The organism is Actibacterium lipolyticum, assembly GCF_900184935.1.
GTDB classification, from domain to species: domain Bacteria; phylum Pseudomonadota; class Alphaproteobacteria; order Rhodobacterales; family Rhodobacteraceae; genus Actibacterium_A; species Actibacterium_A lipolyticum.
The window spans coordinates 443015-461032 of sequence record NZ_FXYE01000001.1 but is presented as its reverse complement, the minus strand read 5'-3'; the positions used below and the strand labels follow the sequence as shown (position 1 = coordinate 461032).

Sequence of the window (18018 nt, the reverse complement as noted above, 5' to 3'; positions counted from 1 at the left end):
CCTAGCGCAGCTTTGGCGGCTTGTTCGGGTCCATTCCGGGGGCCGACGGCCCGCTTGGTGTCGTTTGGTGCAGATCTGGCAAATCAAACCGCAACCCGACACGAGCCAACCGGGCGGCCATAGGGTCAGTTGCACTAAAGAACGCCACATCAATCGCGCCCGCTTCGATCCCACTGAAGGTCAGCGCCTCGTTCGCGGCTTGGGCCAAGGCGTTTTCGGCACCCGGAACCGCACCGACAAAGGCAAGCATATGCCCGTGCTGTCCGCCCTCATATGTTACGCCGACAAGGTAGGCCAACGGGGCAAGCCCCGCCGCGGTCGCCATCTTGGTGTCCAGCGCCGTCAGCAAAAAGTCGGGAATGCCAGCGGGGGCTGTGATTTCAACCGGCGAGGCCTCTACCTCGGTCGGGCGTTGGGAAAGGGTCACGGCCAGCCAGCTGACAGCCTCTGCCGGGATAAGGATCGACGATGGGGCGACGCCAAGGTTCACACCAAGGCCAATGCCCTGATCCTCTAACATGTTGGCAATCACGCGGCCCGACAACGCCGCATAGGGGGCCGTGTCGCCCACGAATTCGGCCAAGCGTTCTTCGCGGTCAAAGACCAAAATGAATGACCCGCCTTCAAGTTCGAACACCTGTGGGGTGATGTTATCCCCTTCAGGTTCTGCAACCAGCAGCATGAAAAGTTCGCAATCGGCCAACCGCTCAAAGAAGCGCAGGCGCATGGCGTCGTCGCCCGGTGCGGCCTCCATCGCCATATGCGCATGATCCAGCGGGGTTTCGTTAGTCATCCATCACCTCTTTCACGCGTGCGCGCAGTTCGGGCAGCAGTTCCGATGCGAACCACGGGTTTTTCTTTAGCCATCCCGTATTCCGCCACGACGGGTGCGGCAAGGGAAAGACGCGCGGCGCATGTTCGCGCCAGCGGTCAACCGTGCGGGTGACACCGCCCTTTGCCCCAGCCTTTAAAAAGTATTTCTGGGCGTATCCACCGATAAGCAACGTCAACGGCACATCCCCCAGTTCCGGCACGATGCGGTCATGCCATGTGGTTGTGCAAATCTTCGGCGGCGGCAGGTCAGCCCCTTTTGCGTCATAGCCGGGAAAGCAAAACGCCATGGGCAAGACAGCGACACGCGATTGGTCGTAAAACTGCGCCTCGTCCAAGCCCATCCAATCACGCAGGCGATCACCCGAAGGGTCAAAGAACGGCTTGCCCGCCTTATGAACCCGCATCCCCGGCGCCTGCCCCGCCACCAAGATGCGCGCACCGGGCTGAAACCACAAAACCGGACGGGGCCTGTGGGCAGTGGCCGTTTGCGCGAAACGATCAGCACACAGGGCACAGGCCGAAAGCTCTGTCTTTAGGGTTTCCAGTGGGGCGGACATGGGCCTGACTTAACCACTTTCGGTGGGATTTCCAAATATCGGTTGACTCATTTCGATATTTCTAGAAATATAAAAATATGAAACACTCAGAGCTTGATGACGCAACCCTCGCCCGTGCCGCATCCACATTTGCGGCACTTGGATCCGAACAGCGCCTCTTGGTGCTGCGCTGTCTGGTACGCGCAGGCCCCAACGGTTTGCCGATTGGCGAACTAGGCAACCGAAGCGGTGTCACAGGCTCCACGCTGACGCACCACATGAAGATCCTGACCCAAGCCGGGTTGGTTACGCAGGCTCGCCAGGGCCGTTCCATCATCTGCATTGCCGCCGCCTATGACGAGATGGAGGCCCTATCGCGCTTCTTGTTGTCAGAATGCTGTGCCGATGCCGACAAGCCGCATGAAGGGCATACCCATGACTGATGCTTCCCTGACACCCGCGCGGCTTCCCGCACTTTGGCGGCGAACTGACAAGGCTTGGCTTGCGATCCTTTTGATCCCCGTCGCCATAGCCATATTCGACATGGCTCAGCTGTGGCCGACCCTGACCTTCGCCGCAGGTGCCATTGCCCATACCGGCGTGTTCATCGTCTTTGCAGTATTGGCCGTTGGGTATCTTAAGGCGACTGGGGCCGAAGCCCTTTTGGCGAAAGCCTTTGAAGGGCGCGAAACGCGCATGATCCTTCTGGCCGCCGCAATGGGCGGGCTTTCGCCCTTTTGCTCGTGCGAGGTGATTCCGTTCATCGCGGCAATGTTGGCTGTCGGCGCGCCACTGTCTGCGGTCATGGCATTTTGGCTTGCCTCGCCATTGATGGACCCGGCGATGTTCCTTGTAACGTCGGGCACACTTGGCTTTGACTTCGCGATTGCGAAAACGCTTGCTGCGGTTGGCATCGGGCTGTTCGGCGGGCTTTCGACAAGTGCTCTTTCCCGAACGGCGATATTCAGCGATCCTCTGAAACCGCAAAAATCCAGCTGTGGCAGCTGTGGGTGCGGCCCCTCCCCGTTTAGTGGGAAACCTGTCTGGGCCTTCTGGAAAGAAGATTCCCGGCGCAAAACGTTCCGCACAACCGTGATCGAAAACGCAATGTTCTTAGGGAAGTGGCTGTTGCTTGCCTATATGATCGAAGCGCTGATGCTGCACTACGTCCCGGCCGAGTTGATCGCCAATGTGCTGGGCGGTGATGGGCTGCGCCCGATCCTGCTGGGCGCACTTGTGGGCGCCCCTGCCTATCTGAACGGCTTCGCGGCGGTGCCTCTGGTTGACAGCTTGCTGCAACAAGGCATGAGCGACGGCGCGGCAATGTCCTTCGTTCTGGCAGGTGGGGTAAGCTGCATTCCCGCCGCAATCGCGGTATGGGCGCTGGTTAAGCCCAAAGTTTTCGCCGCGTACATCGGATTTGCCATGATCGGAGCGATAATTGCGGGCGTAATTTGGAGCGTCGCCGCCTAACAGCCATGCGAAGGTTGCCCCCCCTTTTCGCATGCACTATTTCAACGCGGAAAACCACGGGGAATATGCATGTATCGCGTATGGGATTTTGTAACCAACTATTCGCTGTTGCTGATACTCGGCGCGTTAATCGCACTGGTTTGGGTCAACGTTGATGCACACTCGTATCATGACTTCGTCGAATTCATACTGATCGACGACTTCATCATCGGCCACGCGCACGAGGTTGAAGGTCATATACACCGAACTTTGACCCTGCATTATCTTGTGAACGACGTGCTGATGGCATTCTTCTTTGCGATTGCCGCAAAAGAAGTCTGGGAAGCGGTCATTCTGAAGAACGGCTCTTTGCGCGGCAAAAAGGCTGCGACCCCGTTGATTGCCACACTTGGCGGAATGGTCGGACCGATTACCGTATATCTTGGCCTTGCCGCAATTTTGGGCTCTGAAACCTATAACGCGGTGAGCCGCGGCTGGGCGATCCCAACGGCAACCGACATCGCGTTTTCCTATCTTGTCGGACGCATCGTGTTCGGCGCAGGCCACCCTGCTGTCCGGTTCCTGCTGCTGCTGGCCATCGCAGATGATGCTGCTGGCCTGATCATTCTGGCGATCTTCTATCCGTCGGCAGAGCTTGCGCCTGAATGGCTGCTGCTTTCACTGGGTGCCGCAATTACCGTGTTTGTTCTGTTTAACTGGCTTCCACGTCAGTTGGACAAGGGCGATCAACTGCGCACGAAATCCAGCTGGATCCGCAAATACCTGTCGTTCTGGCCCTACCTGATCGCTGGCGCGCTAAGCTGGTACGGCTTCCAAGAGGCTGGCATTCACCCAGCGCTGGGTCTGCTGCCGATTGTTCCGACGATCCCACATGCGGACCGCGCCTTCGGTATCTTCTCTGAGGCAGAGCAGTATCTGACCGACCTTCTGAACCAGATCGAACACTCGCTGAAGCACTTCGTAGAGCTGATCCTGTTCCTCTTCGGCTTGTTGAATGCCGGTGTTGAATTCTCGTCCATCGGGTCGCCAACATGGCTGGTTCTGGCTGGTCTGCTGATTGGTAAACCGCTTGGCGTGATGATCTTTGGCTACATCGCGGCGCATCCTATGCGTCTTGGCCTGCCTGCCGGAATGCGCACGTCTGACCTGTTTGTCATCGGCTGCGTTTCCGCCATCGGCTTTACGGTCTCGTTGTTCATCGCCTCTGTTGCGTTTGACGGAACAGTGCATCTGGAAGGTGTCCGTGTTCAGGATGCTGCTAAAATGGGTGCATTGTTCAGCTTTGCCGCAGCGATCATCGCAATCGTTGCGGGCCGCATTCTGCGGATCGAAAAGCAGGACGCCTAATCAAAACCTTTCCCCGGCAAGCTAAGAATAGCATTGCCGGGGAAAACCGCGTGCAGTTTGCCCGTGCACGCCCCCCAATCTTCATTGAAAATTGAGAAACGCATCCGACATAATGAAGTCTAGATGTATGAGTAGTGTTGTTTTACCGGAAACGTCGAACACAAAACGGTAATAAAGCGGCGATGGGCAGCGCCAAGGCGAGTGAATGATAGAGTTTAGGGACGTCAGCAAATCCTTTTGGACGGGGACGCAGCGCAAGGTTATTCTTGATCGCGTGTCTTTCCGCGTGGAATTGGGCAACTCGCTTGGCATTCTGGCCCCGAACGGCACCGGCAAAACGACCCTGATCAATATGATGGCTGGGCTGGAAAAGCCCGATGAAGGCACCATTACCCGTACCAGCCGCATCTCTTTCCCGCTGGGCTTTATGGGCGGCGTTGTTGGGCGGCACACTGGGCGGGAAAACGCCCGCTATATCGCACAGCTTTACGGGCTAGACCCCGACTATGTCGAAGCATTCTCGCGCTGGATGTGCGGGCTGGAAGAATACTTCGATATGCCCGTGGGCACCTACAGTTCGGGGATGAAAGCTCGTTTCTGCTTTTCGCTGCTCTTGGCATTGGAGTTCGACATCTATCTAATTGACGAAGGTATGCCTTCGACGACAGATGTCGAATTCAACAAGAAAGCAGGTGGCATCCTGCGCGAACGGTTGGAAAAAAGCACAATTATCGTCGTGTCACATCAGGCCGCGACGCTTGAAAAGTTCTGCCGATCTGCGGCTGTCTTGAAAGACGGCCAATTGCATATGTTTGACACGCTGGAAGAGGCGAAAGCGCTGTATGACTACCAAACCCAGGGCTAAAAAGTACCGCGCTCGTCGGAACCCGCCACCTGCTGGTGGAACCACTGCCGCCGCAAATGTGGCGCAGCAGCCGGTTGACGACGGCTTTGGCGACAAGAAATTCCCAACAGCGGCACAAGAACCCGAACTGAAAAAGCTGTCAGAAACGGACCGGCTTCCTAAAACGGATGAACCCCGTGTTGATGCCGAAATCGCAGATATCCGCAAAGAGGGGCTGACCGGGCGCCAATTGCGTATGGCACGCCGGGTGGCCCAAAAACATGGGCTTTCCCCCACGTCCGATTTTGATGCGGTCCGCCAGCTTCGCAAACAAGGCATTGACCCCTTCCAGAAGGCAAACCTGCTAGAACTGGCAACCACGGATCAGACCACCACGGAAGAGGCTAAGCCCAAGCTGCCGCAAACCGTTCCGCAAGATCGAAAAGACAATCTGCCATCGACCGAAGTTGGCAAACCGCCTTCGGCTGCGGATCAGGTTTATCGCATCCAACAAGACATCGCGCGGCGCAGGCGGCGGCGTTTCTTCCTTATGCTATCGCGCCTGTTCGCGTTTGTATTTCTGCCCGGTTTGCTTGCTGGGTATTACTACTTTGCGATCGCGACGCCGATGTATGCAACGAAATCCGAATTCGTCATTCAACAGGCCGAAAGCTCGCTTGGTGGCGGGCTGGGCAGCATGTTCGCGGGAACGGGGCTGGCCGTGCAGCAGGATTCGATCACGGTGCAAAGCTATCTGGAATCGCGTGATGCCATGCGGCGCTTGGATGATGATCTGGGTTTTCGCGATCATTTCAGCCAAGATCACATCGACCCCATCCAAAAACTGGATGCTGATGCCAGCCGCGAAGCGGCCTATAAGGTCTATAAGAAAAACGTAAAAATCGGCTATGATCCAACCGAAGGCATCATGAAGATGGAGGTTGTCGCGGCCGACCCGGAAACCTCTGCTGCGTTTTCAAAAGCCCTCATTTCATACGCCGAAGAACGCGTCGACAGCCTGACCCAACGGTTGCGCGGCGATCAGATGGAAGGCGCGATTGGCAGCTATGAGCGCGCGGAAGAGCGTATGACCGATGCCCAAAACCGGGTGTTAGAGCTTCAGGAAAAGCTGGGCGTGCTTGACCCGGTGTCTGAAACAAGTGCGCTGATGGGGCAGATCACCTCTTTTGAAAGCCAACTTCGCGAAAAGCGGCTTCAGCTTGATCAGTTGCTTGATAACGCACGCCCCAACAAAGCCCGTGTTGATGGCGTCCGCGGTGACGTTAAGCGGCTTGAAAACCTTGTTGAAGAGCTTCGCGCGTCAATGACCGAAAGCACCACCGGCACGGAATCTTTGGCCCGCATTTCGGCAGAGCTGCGCATTGCTGAGGCCGAATTGGCGAACCGTCAGTTGTTGCTGCAACAGGCATTGCAACAGGTTGAAACCGCGCGGATCGAAGCGAACCGTCAGGTCCGGTATCTTGAACTGGGCGTGATCCCCATCGCACCCGACGAACCGACATATCCGCGCGCATTTGAAAATACGCTTCTGGCGTTTCTGATCTTCGGCGGCATATACCTGATGATATCGCTGACTGCATCCATCCTCAGAGAACAGGTATCCGGCTAAATGAATGACGTACAAATCGGCTCGCTGACCATCGGCAACGACCATCCGCTGACGGTTATCGCCGGACCTTGCCAACTTGAAAGTGCCGATCATGCCCAAATGATCGCTGGCACCATGAAAGAGGCGTGCGCGGCAGTTGGCGCAGGCTTTGTCTTCAAGGCGTCTTATGACAAGGCCAACCGCACCTCTCTTTCCGGCAAACGTGGTGTCGGCATGGAGGCCGGGCTGGACATCCTTGCTGGTGTCAAAAAAGCGTTGGATGTGCCCCTGTTGACCGACATCCACTCTCCCGAGCAGTGCGCGCCGGTGGCCGAAGTTGTCGACATCCTGCAAATCCCTGCCTTCCTTTGCCGTCAAACTGACCTTTTGGTTGCCGCAGGTGAAACCGGCGCGGTGATCAACATCAAAAAGGGCCAGTTCCTTGCCCCATGGGACATGGAAAATGTTGTGACCAAAGTCGAAGCGACGGGAAACAAGCGAATTTTGCTGACGGAACGCGGCACCTCTTTTGGGTACAACACTTTGGTTGCAGACATGCGCAGCCTTCCGACAATGATGAAGACCGGGTATCCGGTGGTTATGGACGCGACCCATTCGGTGCAGCAACCCGGCGGACTTGGCGGGGCATCCGGTGGCCAGCGCGAATTCGCACCGGTCATGGCGCGCTGCGCCGTATCGTTGGGAATCGCTGCGGTGTTCATTGAAACCCACGAAGCGCCAGATACCGCGCCATCCGATGGTCCGAACATGATCCCGCTGGATCAGATGTCGGCATTGGTCGAAACGCTTATGGCCTTTGACACGCTGGCCAAGGCGCATCCGATCCGGCTGTGAACAGTCATTTGAAGATAGTTACGCTTGCATGAAATTTTTGTTGAAATGGGGCTTGAAGAGCCGGCCAGTCCGGCGTAATTAACCGCCCACAGTTGGGGTGTAGCCAAGTGGTAAGGCAACGCTTTTTGGTAGCGTGTACCGTAGGTTCGAATCCTACCACCCCAGCCACTTTCAAAATTTCTGTGTCGTCCGGCTTGAAACGCAACTTCTGCCGGGTCAGACCGCACCTTTTACCAAATTTGGCGGTTTTGACGGGTGGGTTTCAGCCTAGTTGGCTGTTTTTCTAGTTTCCAAGAACTGCATCGGTGCATGAGGTCTGGAGGCTCTGAATCCGGCCCCCAGGACGAAGAGCCGTCATTCGCGGCGATGCGCGAAAACAGTTTTGCCCGACGAACAAGCCGACATTGACTGCAAACACTAGCTTCAGGCGGAAGCAAAAGTTCGAAGGTCGGGGTCCGGTCAGTTCACCGCCGTTGCGAAAAATTCCGAACCGGCTGCTGTTTGGAGCGCGAAAAGCCAATCGGACGATCGAAATACACGGTGAGTGCCCCTCGAAGACGAAGGCAGGTCCGGTCTCGATGCTGGCGCGAACTGCGATTTCAAAGCGATGCGGCTGCGCGGCTGGCTTGGTCGTAGTGGCCCGACAGTGCGCGCAGCATACGGGCCAGTTCGCGCAGCTCAGCGCCGCTCATATCCGTGGGTGACAGCCCTTCCAGTAGACATTGCCGCCGCACATCGCGGTAGGCTTTGCACAGCGCGATCCCCTCTGCCGAAGTGCGGTAGAATACTTCCTTGCCCCTCTTCTCCGAAACCAGCAGTCCGGCCTTAAGCAATTTGCGCAGGGCATAGTTCACCGTATGGCCGTCTTCGATGTTGAGCAGAAAGCTGATGTCAGAGAGCCGCTTGTCCCTGTCCCGGTGGTTGACGTTATGCAGGATCAGAATTTCGAGCGGGCTGAGGTCGGGCTGGCCCGCAGCAGCCATGCAGCGTGTGACCCATCGCGAGAAGGCGTTGAAGCCCACGATCAGACCAAACTCAAGCTCTGAAAGTTCCCAGCCATCGCCTTCGGCCAGATGCCGGGAGGAGACGATTCGACGGTCAGCGGTGGTTTTGTCAGTCATTTCGAGCCCTCTTCATGTGCAAATCGCTGATATTTTTCGCATATGATGTCGATATTTTCTTACTATTTCAACAGTCACAACTCGCGCCCGCAGTCGACAATTATAAAACGTTGACGAAATGTAAACGTAATGCAACCTTGCTTGCATCCAACAAAAGCAGGGAGACCACGATGCTCATTTCACGAATTCTTGGCGGAACTGCCGCCGCTCTGGCGGGTCTGGCCATCAGTGCCCAGGCTGAAACCTGGGATATGCCGACACCTTACCCAGACGCGACCTTCCACACAGTCAACATCACCGAATTTGCCTCTGATGTAGCCGCTGCCACAGATGGCGCGCTCGAAATCAACGTCCATTCGGCGGCATCGCTCTTTAAGCACCCCGAAATCAGCAGAGCGGTGCGCAGCGGTCAGGTGCCCATTGGCGAGTTTTTCCTGTCGCTTCTGGCCAATGAAGACCCGGCCTTTGGCGCGGATTCGCTGCCTTTCCTTGCGACAAACTACGATGACGCAGAAAGGCTCTGGGCCGCCCAGAAGGATGCTATTTCCGAGTTGCTGGCAAAACAGGGCATGATGGTGCTCTATTCGGTGCCATGGCCGCCGCAGGGGCTTTATACCAACAACGAGATCACCTCGGTCGAAGACCTCGCAGGGCTGAAGTTCCGCACCTATAACGCCACCCTCGAAGAATTCGCCAACCTCGCAGGCGCAGCGCCGACGCAGGTCGAAAATCCGGATATTCCGCAGGCCTTCAGCACCGGACGTGTTGAGGCAATGATCACCTCCCCCTCAACCGGCGTGAACTCCAAGGCTTGGGACTTCCTGACCCACTACACTGACATTCAGGCCTGGATCCCGAAAAACGTCGTGGTGGTGAACACCCGTTCTTTCCGCCGTCTGGACGACGCCACCCAGGCCGCCGTTCTTGAAGCAGCCGCCGCCGCAGAAGCCCGCGGCTGGGAAATGAGCCGTGCCGAAACCGAGGCACAGACTGCGGTTCTGGCTGAAAACGGCATCATCGTTGTCGAACCCTCCGAAGAGCTGATGACAGGGCTGCGCGAGATTGGTGCGCAAATGCTGGAAAACTGGACCGCCGAAGCAGGCGACGCCGGTGCCGCGCTTCTGAGCGCCTACGGTCAGTAACCCTGCAGGTCGGGCGCACCACCGCGCCCGGCCTAACTCATCCCTTACCTGTAAGGAGGCGGTAATGCGAAAAGCCTTAGACAATCTCTACCGAACAGCCGGCGGGCTGGCTGCGGCATTCATTGTGGCCATCGTGGCCGTAGTCTTCGTGCAGGTCTGCCTTAACCTTGCAGACAAGATCGCCGCCGTGATTACCGGAACCGGCCTTGGGCTGACGATCCCGTCTTATGCTGATTTCACCGGCTTCTTTTTGGCCGCTTCTACCTTTCTTGCGCTGGCCTATGCGTTGCGGGAAGGCGGGCATATCCGCGTAACGCTGCTGCTGAGCCGCCTGTCGGCGCGGGCTCAGCGCGGCGTTGAAATCATCGTCGTCGCTATTGCTCTGGGGATGAGCGCCTACGCGAGCTGGTATATCATCCTGCTGGTCTACGAGTCTTTTGAATTTGGAGACCGGTCATCCGGCATGGTCTCTGTTCCGCTCTGGCTGCCGCAACTGCCGGTCGCGCTTGGCCTGATCATACTCACCATTGCCCTGCTCGACGAACTGGTCGGCCTTTTGCGCGGTCGTCCGGCGTCTTGGGACGGCAAGGGCGAAAACCTGCTGAGCGAATAGGAGCCTGAGCCATGTCTGTTGCCGTCCTTTCGGTCATTCTTATTGTCCTTCTTTTTGCCTTCCTTGGCGCGGGGCTTTGGGTTGCCCTTTCGCTGCTGGGTGTGGGCATCGCCGCCATGGCGCTGTTCACTGATGCGCCGCTCGGCCTTGTCATGGCGACGACCATGTGGGGGCATTCGAACTCTTGGGCTTTGGCCGCGCTGCCGCTGTTCATCTGGATGGGTGAAATCCTATTCCGATCGCGCCTCAGCGATGACATGTTCACCGGGCTTTCGCCGTGGATGAACCGCCTGCCGGGGCAGCTTTTGCACGTCAACGTCTTTGCCTGCGGGATCTTCGCTGCGGTGTCCGGATCATCGGCGGCAACGGCCGCCACCATCGGCAAACTTTCGATCCCTGAACTGTCGCGACGCGGCTATCCTGAAAAGATGGTGATCGGGACGCTGGCCGGATCGGCGACGCTGGGGCTGCTGATCCCGCCGTCGATCATCCTAATCGTTTATGGCGTGGCGACCGAACAATCCATCGCGCGGCTGTTTATCGCCGGCGTTCTTCCAGGTGTCTTACTGGTGACCCTCTTCGTGGGATATGTCGCCATCTGGGCCATGTTGAACCGCGACACCCTCCCCATGGAAGATATCTCTGCCACTTTCCGCGAAAAGCTGCGTCGCTCCCGTCGTTTGCTTCCGGTCATGCTACTGATCGGCGGGGTTATCGGCTCGATCTATGCTGGCATCGCCTCGCCCACGGATGCCGCGGCCGTCGGGGTCGTGCTGGCGCTGATCCTGTCATGGAGTTCCGGCACGCTGACCCGTGCGAGCTTTGTTGATGGCTTGATGGGCGCAACTGTGACGTCCTGCATGATCGGCTTCATCCTTGCGGGTGCGTCTTTCCTTACCGTTGCCATGGGCTTTACCGGCATCCCCCGTAGCCTTGCCGAATGGATCGGCGGGCTTGGTCTGTCGACCTTTACCCTGCTGGCCGCGCTGACCGTGTTCTTCGTGATCCTTGGCTGTTTCCTTGACGGGATTTCGGTTGTGGTGCTGACCGCCTCGGTCATTATGCCGATGGTGCAGCAGGCCGGAATTGACCCGCTGTGGTTTGGCATCTTTCTGGTGATCGTAGTCGAGATGAGCCAGATCACCCCGCCGGTGGGCTTCAACCTCTTCGTGCTACAATCGCTGACGGGGCGCGATATCCTGACTGTCGCCCGTGCTGCACTGCCGTTTTTCTTTTTGATGATCGTCGCATTGGTGATGATCATAATCTTTCCCTCTATCGTGACATACCTGCCGGAGCAGATGTGACCTATCCAACACCTGAATTCCCCATGATCCGCACCGGCGGTGTGGACGGTCTGTTGATCAGCTTTGGTGACAAATTAAGCGAACCTGCCAACCGTGCCGCATTGGCCTTTCGTGCTGCAGTCGAGGCCGAAGGTTGGGACGGGGTCGAGGAAACATCATCAACACTAGTGTCTTGTTTCGTCCGCTTTGACCCTTTGCACCTGCCGCACGACGTGTTGCAAGCCAAGGTGGAAACCCTTTTGAAACGCCGCAACTGGTTCGACGCGGTCTTGCCGGAGGGGCGGCGGTTTTGGCGCATTCCAACAGTTTATGGCACCGATCTGGCCCCGCAACTTGCGCAGGCCGCCGCGGCAGCGGGGATGAGCGAAGCCGAGGCGGTCACCTCTCTATCAGACGCGCGCGTGCGGGTGCAGGCGCTCGGCTTTTCGCCCGGTCAGCCCTATCTTGGTGAGTTGCCGGAAGTCTGGGACATTCCCCGCCAAAGCCAATTGACGGACCGCGTCCCGCAAGGTGCTTTGGTCGTGGCGATCCGGCAATTCGTGCTGTTTGGTGTTTCTGCGCCGACTGGCTGGCAGCATGTCGGCCAGACGGCAATCAACCTGTTCCAACCCAAGGCGGACGAACCGATCCTTTTGCGGCCCGGTGACGAGGTGCAGTTCATCGCCACGGATGCCGCGTCATTGAACAACATGCGCAGCGATCCCGACGGCGGCGCAACCTACGAGATGATCAAATGAGCGCCAAACTGTCGATCTTACGCGCCGGCCCCAGCATGACATTGCAGGACATGGGGCGCCCCGGCCAGTTGGCTCTTGGCTTGTCGCGCGGTGGGGCAGCAGACAGGCTGGCGCTGGCCGAAGGCGCAGCGTTGCTTGGTCAGCCTGCCGATACGCTTGCGCTGGAAATGGCAGCGTTGGGCGGGGAATTTCAGGCCAACGAGGACATGCGCATCGCACTTACGGGCGCGCCCATGCGTGCAACAATCGACGGCGAGGCGGTGGTGTGGAACGCGTCGCACCGGTTGCCTGCTGGTGCGCGTTTGTCCATTGGTGCCGCCACGGCGGGCTGTTACGGTTATTTGCATGTTGGCGGCGGGTTTGCTGCAGACCCGTTTTTGGGTGCCGCGTCCGCGCACCTCGCCGCCGGAATCGGCACGCTGTTACAGGATGGCGATACGCTGGCCATTGGCACCGACGTGGGAAGCGAAACAAACAGGATGATAGAACCTGAAGACCGCTTTCACGGCGGTGCGGTTCGCCTCACCCCCAGCTTTCAAACCCATCTTTTCGGCAAGGCCGAGCTAGACCGCCTGCAAGCCGAACCGCTGCACCGTGCCGCCCGGGCAAACAGAATGGGTGTGGCGTTGACCCCTCAAGGCGGGGGATATCACATCGAGGGCGGGCGCAACGTGGTGTCTGAAATTGTGTTGCCGGGCGACATTCAGATCACCGGCGATGGCATGCCCTTTGTGTTGATGGTCGAATGCCAAACCACCGGCGGCTATCCTAGGATCGGCACAGTTCTGCCCTGCGATCTGCCACGCGTGGCACAGGCACCGGCAGGGGCCGAACTGCGGTTTCGCTTTGTCGATCTGGAAGAGGCTGTAGATATGGAGCGCGCAGAGGCCAAACGGCGCGCAGAGCTGGGCAAGCACTGCCGCCCGTTGATCCGCGATCCGCGTCTTATGCGCGATCTGCTTTCATACAATCTGATCGGCGGAGTGGTCGCCGGAAACGAAGACATTGAAGGAGTTTAGGATGGCACAAACGGTCGATCTGAATGCCGACATGGGCGAAAGCTATGGCGCTTGGAAAATGGGCGATGACGCGGCCTTGCTGGATATCGTGACCTCCGCCAATGTCGCCTGCGGATTTCATGCCGGCGACTGGGACGTGATGGCCGCAACAATGAAGGCGGCGGCGCAAAAGCGCGTTGGCGTCGGCGCGCACCCGGGCTTTCCTGATCTGCACGGGTTCGGGCGTCAGCGGATGAACTTTGCTATTGGTTCCCTTCAGAATCTTGTGCGTTATCAACTGGGTGCCGCTCAGGCGATGGCGGCGGCCGCTGGCAGCTCGGTGCGCCATCTTAAACTTCATGGCGCAATGGCAAATATGGCATCCGAGGATGAGGCGATGGCCAAGGCCTGTTATGAAGCCGCACTCGATATCGCCCCCGATATTATCATTATGGTTTTGGCTGGCACAGCCCAGCAACGCGCCGCATCTGCCTTAGGCTGCAAGGTTGCCTGCGAGATTTTTGCGGATCGGGCCTATAACGATGACGCAACTTTGGTCGATCGCGCCTTGCCCGGTGCCGTGATCCATGACCCGGACGAGGCAGGCCGCCGCATGGCCGAAATGGTCCGCGAAGGTGCCATAATCACCGAAAGCGGCAAACGCATCGAAACGCGTATTGATACGATCTGCCTTCACGGTGACACCCCCACAGCGGTCCGCATTGCAGCCGAAGTTCGCCGTGAATTGCACGATAGCGGTGTAACCCTTGCGCAGTTTGAAGGGCAACCCGTTTAGAAGAGCGGTATCACCCCCTGCCCCCCCATCTGTGCCAAAAGACGCAGCAGTCTCGCGAAGGATGGCCATAAACTCTTTCACCATACTTGAGACGGGCTGAGATTCCGGCAGGGCGACCACATAGGTTGTCTGAGGTCAGACACACCAGGGATGCTGGACTTGCTGCAATGTGGAGAACGGCAGCTTCGAACCCAAGTTAACATTCTAAACGTATCGAAGCGAACAGCTGCATCAAGAACGGGCGTTCGCAAAGCGCTACTTGCTTCCCAGCAAATCGCGCACGATGCGTTCATAGATTGAACTTCCGATTGGGATCAAGTCATCGGGGAAATCGTAATCCGGGTTGTGTAAGGCAGCATGATCTTCGCCCGGTCCCAGGCACAACATCGCGGCTTTTGCGTTCCATCCAAATACACCGAAGTCCTCGGATGCACGCATTGGCACGCTCTCTTCCCCATGTGGGACACCGATTGCATCCATTGCCTTCACTGCGACTGCATACGCCTCTGCGTCATTTACAGAAGCCGCGAAATGGTCGTGGACATCAAAACTGACTCCCAGCCCGAATTCATTCGCCACAGAAGCGGCAAGGTCTCGCGCTGCGTCCTCGAGACTTTCGATGCTTGCGTCAGCTGCCGTGCGCAGAGTTGCAAATACTTCCGCTTCACCGGGGGCAATTCCGAAAGTCGGCTCACCGATATTGGCATGGGTGATTGTCACCAAGCGAAAATCGTCATTGCGTGGTCCGCCTTCGCCGTGACCGAGTGCATCAAGTGCAGGGATTAGTTTGGCGACAGCCAAGGCAGGTGAGACACCGTCTTGCGGGTCCGCGGCGTGGGCCGTTTTTCCGCTAAGCGTGATCTTTAGCCCTAAGGACGCGCAATTCATCAGCCCAATGCGAGTCGAAACAAACCCAAATGGGCTTCCAGGTTCATTATGGATGGCAAAGGCCCAATCTGGTCTAAGGTCTTCGAAGGCCGGATCCGCGACGACAGCTTTGGCACCGCTTCCATCTTCTTCCGCAGGCTGAAACATCAATATCACGCGCCCTTTGGCGACCGGCTTGCGCGAGATCATCCGCCCCAACGCAAGCAGCATTGTCATGTGGCCATCATGGCCGCAGACATGGCTCTTGCCAGGACTTTCAGAAAGCCACGCAATTGAGCCGTTGCGCTCTTCAATAGGCAGGGCATCAAGTTCAGCGCGAAACAGAACCGCCGGACCGTCTTGACCACTATCAAAGACCGCTGCCACACCATGTCCACCCAGCCCAGTCACAATCCGTGTGGGCGACATCGGCTTCAGCGCCTCAACAATGGTTCTTGCTGTTTCTATTTCTTCGCCAGAGATTTCGGGGCGGCGGTGAAGAGCACGACGAAAGTTTGTCAGTTCAACTAGATCACTATTTGTCAGCATGTTTCTATGTGCTTTCGAATTTGCGTCTTGTTGCCGCTATCAATTCACAATTGTCCGATAGACATCAAACGGCTTAGTGGAAGATTTTAAGCAGTCAAGAACGTATTCGAAGCGATAACTCCGCGATCCGGTCGTCAGATGGAGTCTATTCCGTGCGCCCGCAGCGAATGTCCGGATTGACGGACCGCAGCGCGGCATCATGATCTTCGGCCAAGGTAGGATATGGGCCGCTTTACACGGCTTTTGAATGTTGCCTTGTGATGTGGTTAAGGGGTCAATACGGGCATGGCTTGTCACCGTCGTGGATTGGCGGGCATAGGTCGGTCGGAGCCTGCCCTGCGCACTGACCTCCATTCTTTTCTACTAATGAATACCATCGTGGTTTCACAAATCGGCCCCATTCCTCTTTCAGAACATAAACGGCAACAACCCGTGTTTTGAAACGCTACGATGTTAGTAAAATAGTTTACCATGAAAATTTCTACAATCGATGTACTATTGGCTGTCCTCGGCCTGGCAACGGCCCTCGTGTTCGGTCTCGACGCCCAAATTCATTTGATTGCAGCGTTGTCGAATTTCGTTTTTCCGGGATTGAGTTTCGCCATCGTGAAGCTCTTCGCCATCATACCAACGGTGTTCGCCGTGCTGTTGGCCGCGCGGCTGTTGTATTTCCTTTTTCGGCCATTCATGCACCGTGCTGCCTGGGTTGTCGCGTTGGCGGTGCCTGTCGGCGTGGTCACCTTTCTGCCCTACCAGGTTAATCGCGTGATCGATGTGAAACTGGCGGAGTTGAGCGCGAAAAGCATCGGTGAGCCACCGGAGAACCTGACTGCCGAGGTGGTGTCTCTGCAGGGATGGGGCGAGGGCTGCGACGAAATCTGTAGCTGGATCCTTGTTACGGGACGAGCTCGGGAGGTGGTGTCACTGGCCAATGATGGTCTTAGCAGCGCGGCACATCGCATCGATCTGGTTCCGGGCTGCACACCGCCCAAGAGCCTTTCACTTCGGATGCAGAAGAGAATGCGGCTGTCAAATCTGTGTATCGTGCCTGGGCAAGCGACACCAGCGCACGCAGAAATGATGCTGTCGTGGCGTACCCATAGTGAAAAACTCGATGAGCCCGTGGGTATTCTGCAAATTGCACCGGGGCAGATCCAAACCTCTACCACGGAAGTAGCGACGGTCGAAAACGGCCAAACCAACATAATTTTCCGTCGCACTGAAACGCAAGCTGAGCATTTGCAGACACCGCTCATTTTGGTCAGCGATGTCGGTGAACATTTGTTTCAAGGTGGTGCCAAATATGCAAAATACCATGTTGCCCGTCGCAAGACGTGGCCTCTTGCCCCGACCAAAATGAAGCCGACCACAAGCTTTATCGACAAAACTTTTGCCCGTTCAGTCACGTTGCCCAAAATTGATATGCTGAAGAACGCACGCGAACAATTACGCAGGGCGATCGAAGGGCCGCAAGGCGACCAGGTGGCTTCGCCGTATGCGATGCAGGATTTCTTCGACCAGCTTAAGAAATCCGACCAGTTCGAAAAAGAAGATGCCGAACTGTTGCTTGCAGCGATTCAAAAGAAATACACGCAGGGTGAGAGGTGGCTTGAACAGGCAGCCGGGTTGGCTGCGGCGCACGATCCGGCGCTGGCCAAAATGTTCAGAACCGAGGCAATGGAACGGTTAGAGTACCACGTTGACCGTAAGGAAGACATTTCAAGAGAGCATGCTCAGGTGTTTTCGCACTATACGGAAGAAGCGCAGGCGGATCTGGAGCCGTACTTGGCCATTCTGGAGCAATTGCAATATCTCCAAACAGCACCGAATCTGGTCAAGGTGTTGGCGTATGCCGGGCGACCCGCGCTGGCACCTTTTTTTGCCGCGCTAGACCGCGAGTTTGCCCGGTTCGACGAACAGCCCAATGCCGAGGCGGCCAATAATATCGTTGTGGGACTGTGCTTGTTAACAGACGAATACCCTCAAGAGGTGACGTCGGGACTGGTCACGCGATTGTCCGCAATACCGTATAAGCAAAGAGCTAAATTGCTGTCCACGACGACCCGGACCCTCATTAGAACAGGGTGGTCACGTGAACAGATAATCGAGTTGATCTGGGGCCCGCGCTGGGAAAAGGTCCATGATAACACGATCAACAGCTTCGACTACGTAGTGAACAAAGCTATTTACAGGTCACAGAGTGAAAATATCCGACTTGATTCCATCTGTTATTGAGGATTGGCACAAGGCCGCCAAGCCTTCATCCAGCTCCATATCGGGAAGTGCAAGCTTAACCCGGCACAATGCATTTACGAACAGTTTTGAGACTCGCAATGTTAAGTGATACTGCTGCTATGGCAACGACCGCTTTGTCCCGCATTGCAGTCATC

Annotated in this window: 17 protein-coding genes and 1 tRNA gene; 14 read left to right on the top strand and 4 right to left on the bottom strand. The window is 57.0% G+C overall.

Annotation, left to right across the window (positions count from 1 at the left end):
• Window position 1 precedes the first annotated feature (1 nt).
• Together COL8621_RS02265 and COL8621_RS02260 are read right to left on the bottom strand one after the other, a co-directional pair.
• Window positions 2-793, bottom strand: a complete 792-nt coding sequence (locus COL8621_RS02265) for an SseB family protein (RefSeq protein WP_093965706.1) — start codon at window positions 791-793, stop codon at window positions 2-4.
• The gene (locus COL8621_RS02260) at window positions 786-1391 is read right to left on the bottom strand and encodes a uracil-DNA glycosylase family protein (protein WP_093965705.1); all 606 of its coding nucleotides are present in this window, start codon (window positions 1389-1391) and stop codon (window positions 786-788) included. The genes COL8621_RS02265 and COL8621_RS02260 overlap by 8 nt, the downstream gene beginning before the upstream one ends.
• 77 nt (window positions 1392-1468) lie before the next feature.
• Here COL8621_RS02260 and COL8621_RS02255 point away from each other — a divergent pair, with 77 nt between their 5' ends.
• The 7 genes from COL8621_RS02255 (at window position 1469) to COL8621_RS02225 (ending at window position 7666) form a co-directional block, all read left to right on the top strand.
• Window positions 1469-1813: an ArsR/SmtB family transcription factor gene (locus COL8621_RS02255; protein WP_093965704.1), complete on the top strand. Its 345-nt coding sequence runs from the start codon at window positions 1469-1471 to the stop codon at window positions 1811-1813.
• Window positions 1806-2843 carry a permease gene (locus tag COL8621_RS02250; protein WP_093965703.1) on the top strand — a complete coding sequence of 346 codons (1038 nt, stop codon included), beginning with the start codon at window positions 1806-1808 and terminating at the stop codon, window positions 2841-2843. The genes COL8621_RS02255 and COL8621_RS02250 overlap by 8 nt, the downstream gene beginning before the upstream one ends.
• 69 nt (window positions 2844-2912) lie before the next feature.
• Window positions 2913-4190 (top strand): Na+/H+ antiporter NhaA, encoded by a 1278-nt coding sequence (locus tag COL8621_RS02245; RefSeq protein WP_093965702.1) that lies wholly within the window; start codon window positions 2913-2915, stop codon window positions 4188-4190.
• 205 nt (window positions 4191-4395) lie between these two features.
• On the top strand, window positions 4396-5055 hold the full coding sequence (locus COL8621_RS02240) for an ABC transporter ATP-binding protein (RefSeq protein WP_093965701.1): 660 nt from the start codon (window positions 4396-4398) through the stop codon (window positions 5053-5055).
• Complete coding sequence (locus COL8621_RS02235; protein WP_093965700.1) at window positions 5033-6664, top strand: KpsE/RkpR family capsule polysaccharide export protein; 1632 nt, start codon at window positions 5033-5035, stop codon at window positions 6662-6664. Before COL8621_RS02240 ends, COL8621_RS02235 begins: the two co-directional genes overlap by 23 nt.
• The gene (kdsA, locus tag COL8621_RS02230) at window positions 6665-7498 is read left to right on the top strand and encodes a 3-deoxy-8-phosphooctulonate synthase (protein ID WP_093965699.1); all 834 of its coding nucleotides are present in this window, start codon (window positions 6665-6667) and stop codon (window positions 7496-7498) included. It abuts the gene before it with no gap.
• A 93-nt stretch (window positions 7499-7591) separates the two neighbouring features.
• Window positions 7592-7666, top strand: a tRNA-Gln gene (locus COL8621_RS02225).
• A 431-nt stretch (window positions 7667-8097) separates the two neighbouring features.
• Here COL8621_RS02225 and COL8621_RS02220 read toward each other — a convergent pair.
• Window positions 8098-8619: a winged helix DNA-binding protein gene (locus tag COL8621_RS02220; protein WP_093965698.1), complete on the bottom strand. Its 522-nt coding sequence runs from the start codon at window positions 8617-8619 to the stop codon at window positions 8098-8100.
• A gap of 170 nt (window positions 8620-8789) precedes the next feature.
• Here COL8621_RS02220 and COL8621_RS02215 point away from each other — a divergent pair, with 170 nt between their 5' ends.
• The 6 genes from COL8621_RS02215 to COL8621_RS02190 all read left to right on the top strand — a co-directional run bounded on the left by COL8621_RS02215 (window position 8790) and on the right by COL8621_RS02190 (window position 14212).
• On the top strand, window positions 8790-9761 hold the full coding sequence (locus COL8621_RS02215) for a TRAP transporter substrate-binding protein (protein ID WP_093966874.1): 972 nt from the start codon (window positions 8790-8792) through the stop codon (window positions 9759-9761).
• A 64-nt stretch (window positions 9762-9825) separates the two neighbouring features.
• Window positions 9826-10374 (top strand): TRAP transporter small permease, encoded by a 549-nt coding sequence (locus tag COL8621_RS02210; protein ID WP_093965697.1) that lies wholly within the window; start codon window positions 9826-9828, stop codon window positions 10372-10374.
• Window positions 10375-10385: 11 nt separating this feature from the next.
• Complete coding sequence (locus COL8621_RS02205; protein ID WP_093965696.1) at window positions 10386-11681, top strand: TRAP transporter large permease; 1296 nt, start codon at window positions 10386-10388, stop codon at window positions 11679-11681.
• 23 nt (window positions 11682-11704) lie between these two features.
• Entirely contained in the window at window positions 11705-12418 is a 714-nt protein-coding gene (locus COL8621_RS02200; protein WP_093966873.1) for a 5-oxoprolinase subunit B family protein, read from the top strand.
• Window positions 12415-13437 carry a 5-oxoprolinase subunit C family protein gene (locus COL8621_RS02195; RefSeq protein WP_093965695.1) on the top strand — a complete coding sequence of 341 codons (1023 nt, stop codon included), beginning with the start codon at window positions 12415-12417 and terminating at the stop codon, window positions 13435-13437. Before COL8621_RS02200 ends, COL8621_RS02195 begins: the two co-directional genes overlap by 4 nt.
• A 1-nt stretch (window position 13438) precedes the next feature.
• The gene (locus COL8621_RS02190) at window positions 13439-14212 is read left to right on the top strand and encodes a LamB/YcsF family protein (protein ID WP_093965694.1); all 774 of its coding nucleotides are present in this window, start codon (window positions 13439-13441) and stop codon (window positions 14210-14212) included.
• 255 nt (window positions 14213-14467) lie between these two features.
• On the opposite strand, the gene COL8621_RS02185 is transcribed toward COL8621_RS02190, so the two are convergent.
• On the bottom strand, window positions 14468-15628 hold the full coding sequence (locus tag COL8621_RS02185; protein WP_093965693.1) for an amidohydrolase: 1161 nt from the start codon (window positions 15626-15628) through the stop codon (window positions 14468-14470).
• 471 nt (window positions 15629-16099) lie between these two features.
• Between COL8621_RS02185 and COL8621_RS02180 the strand changes: the two genes are divergently transcribed.
• Entirely contained in the window at window positions 16100-17863 is a 1764-nt protein-coding gene (locus tag COL8621_RS02180) for a hypothetical protein (protein WP_093965692.1), read from the top strand.
• Window positions 17864-18018 lie beyond the last annotated feature (155 nt).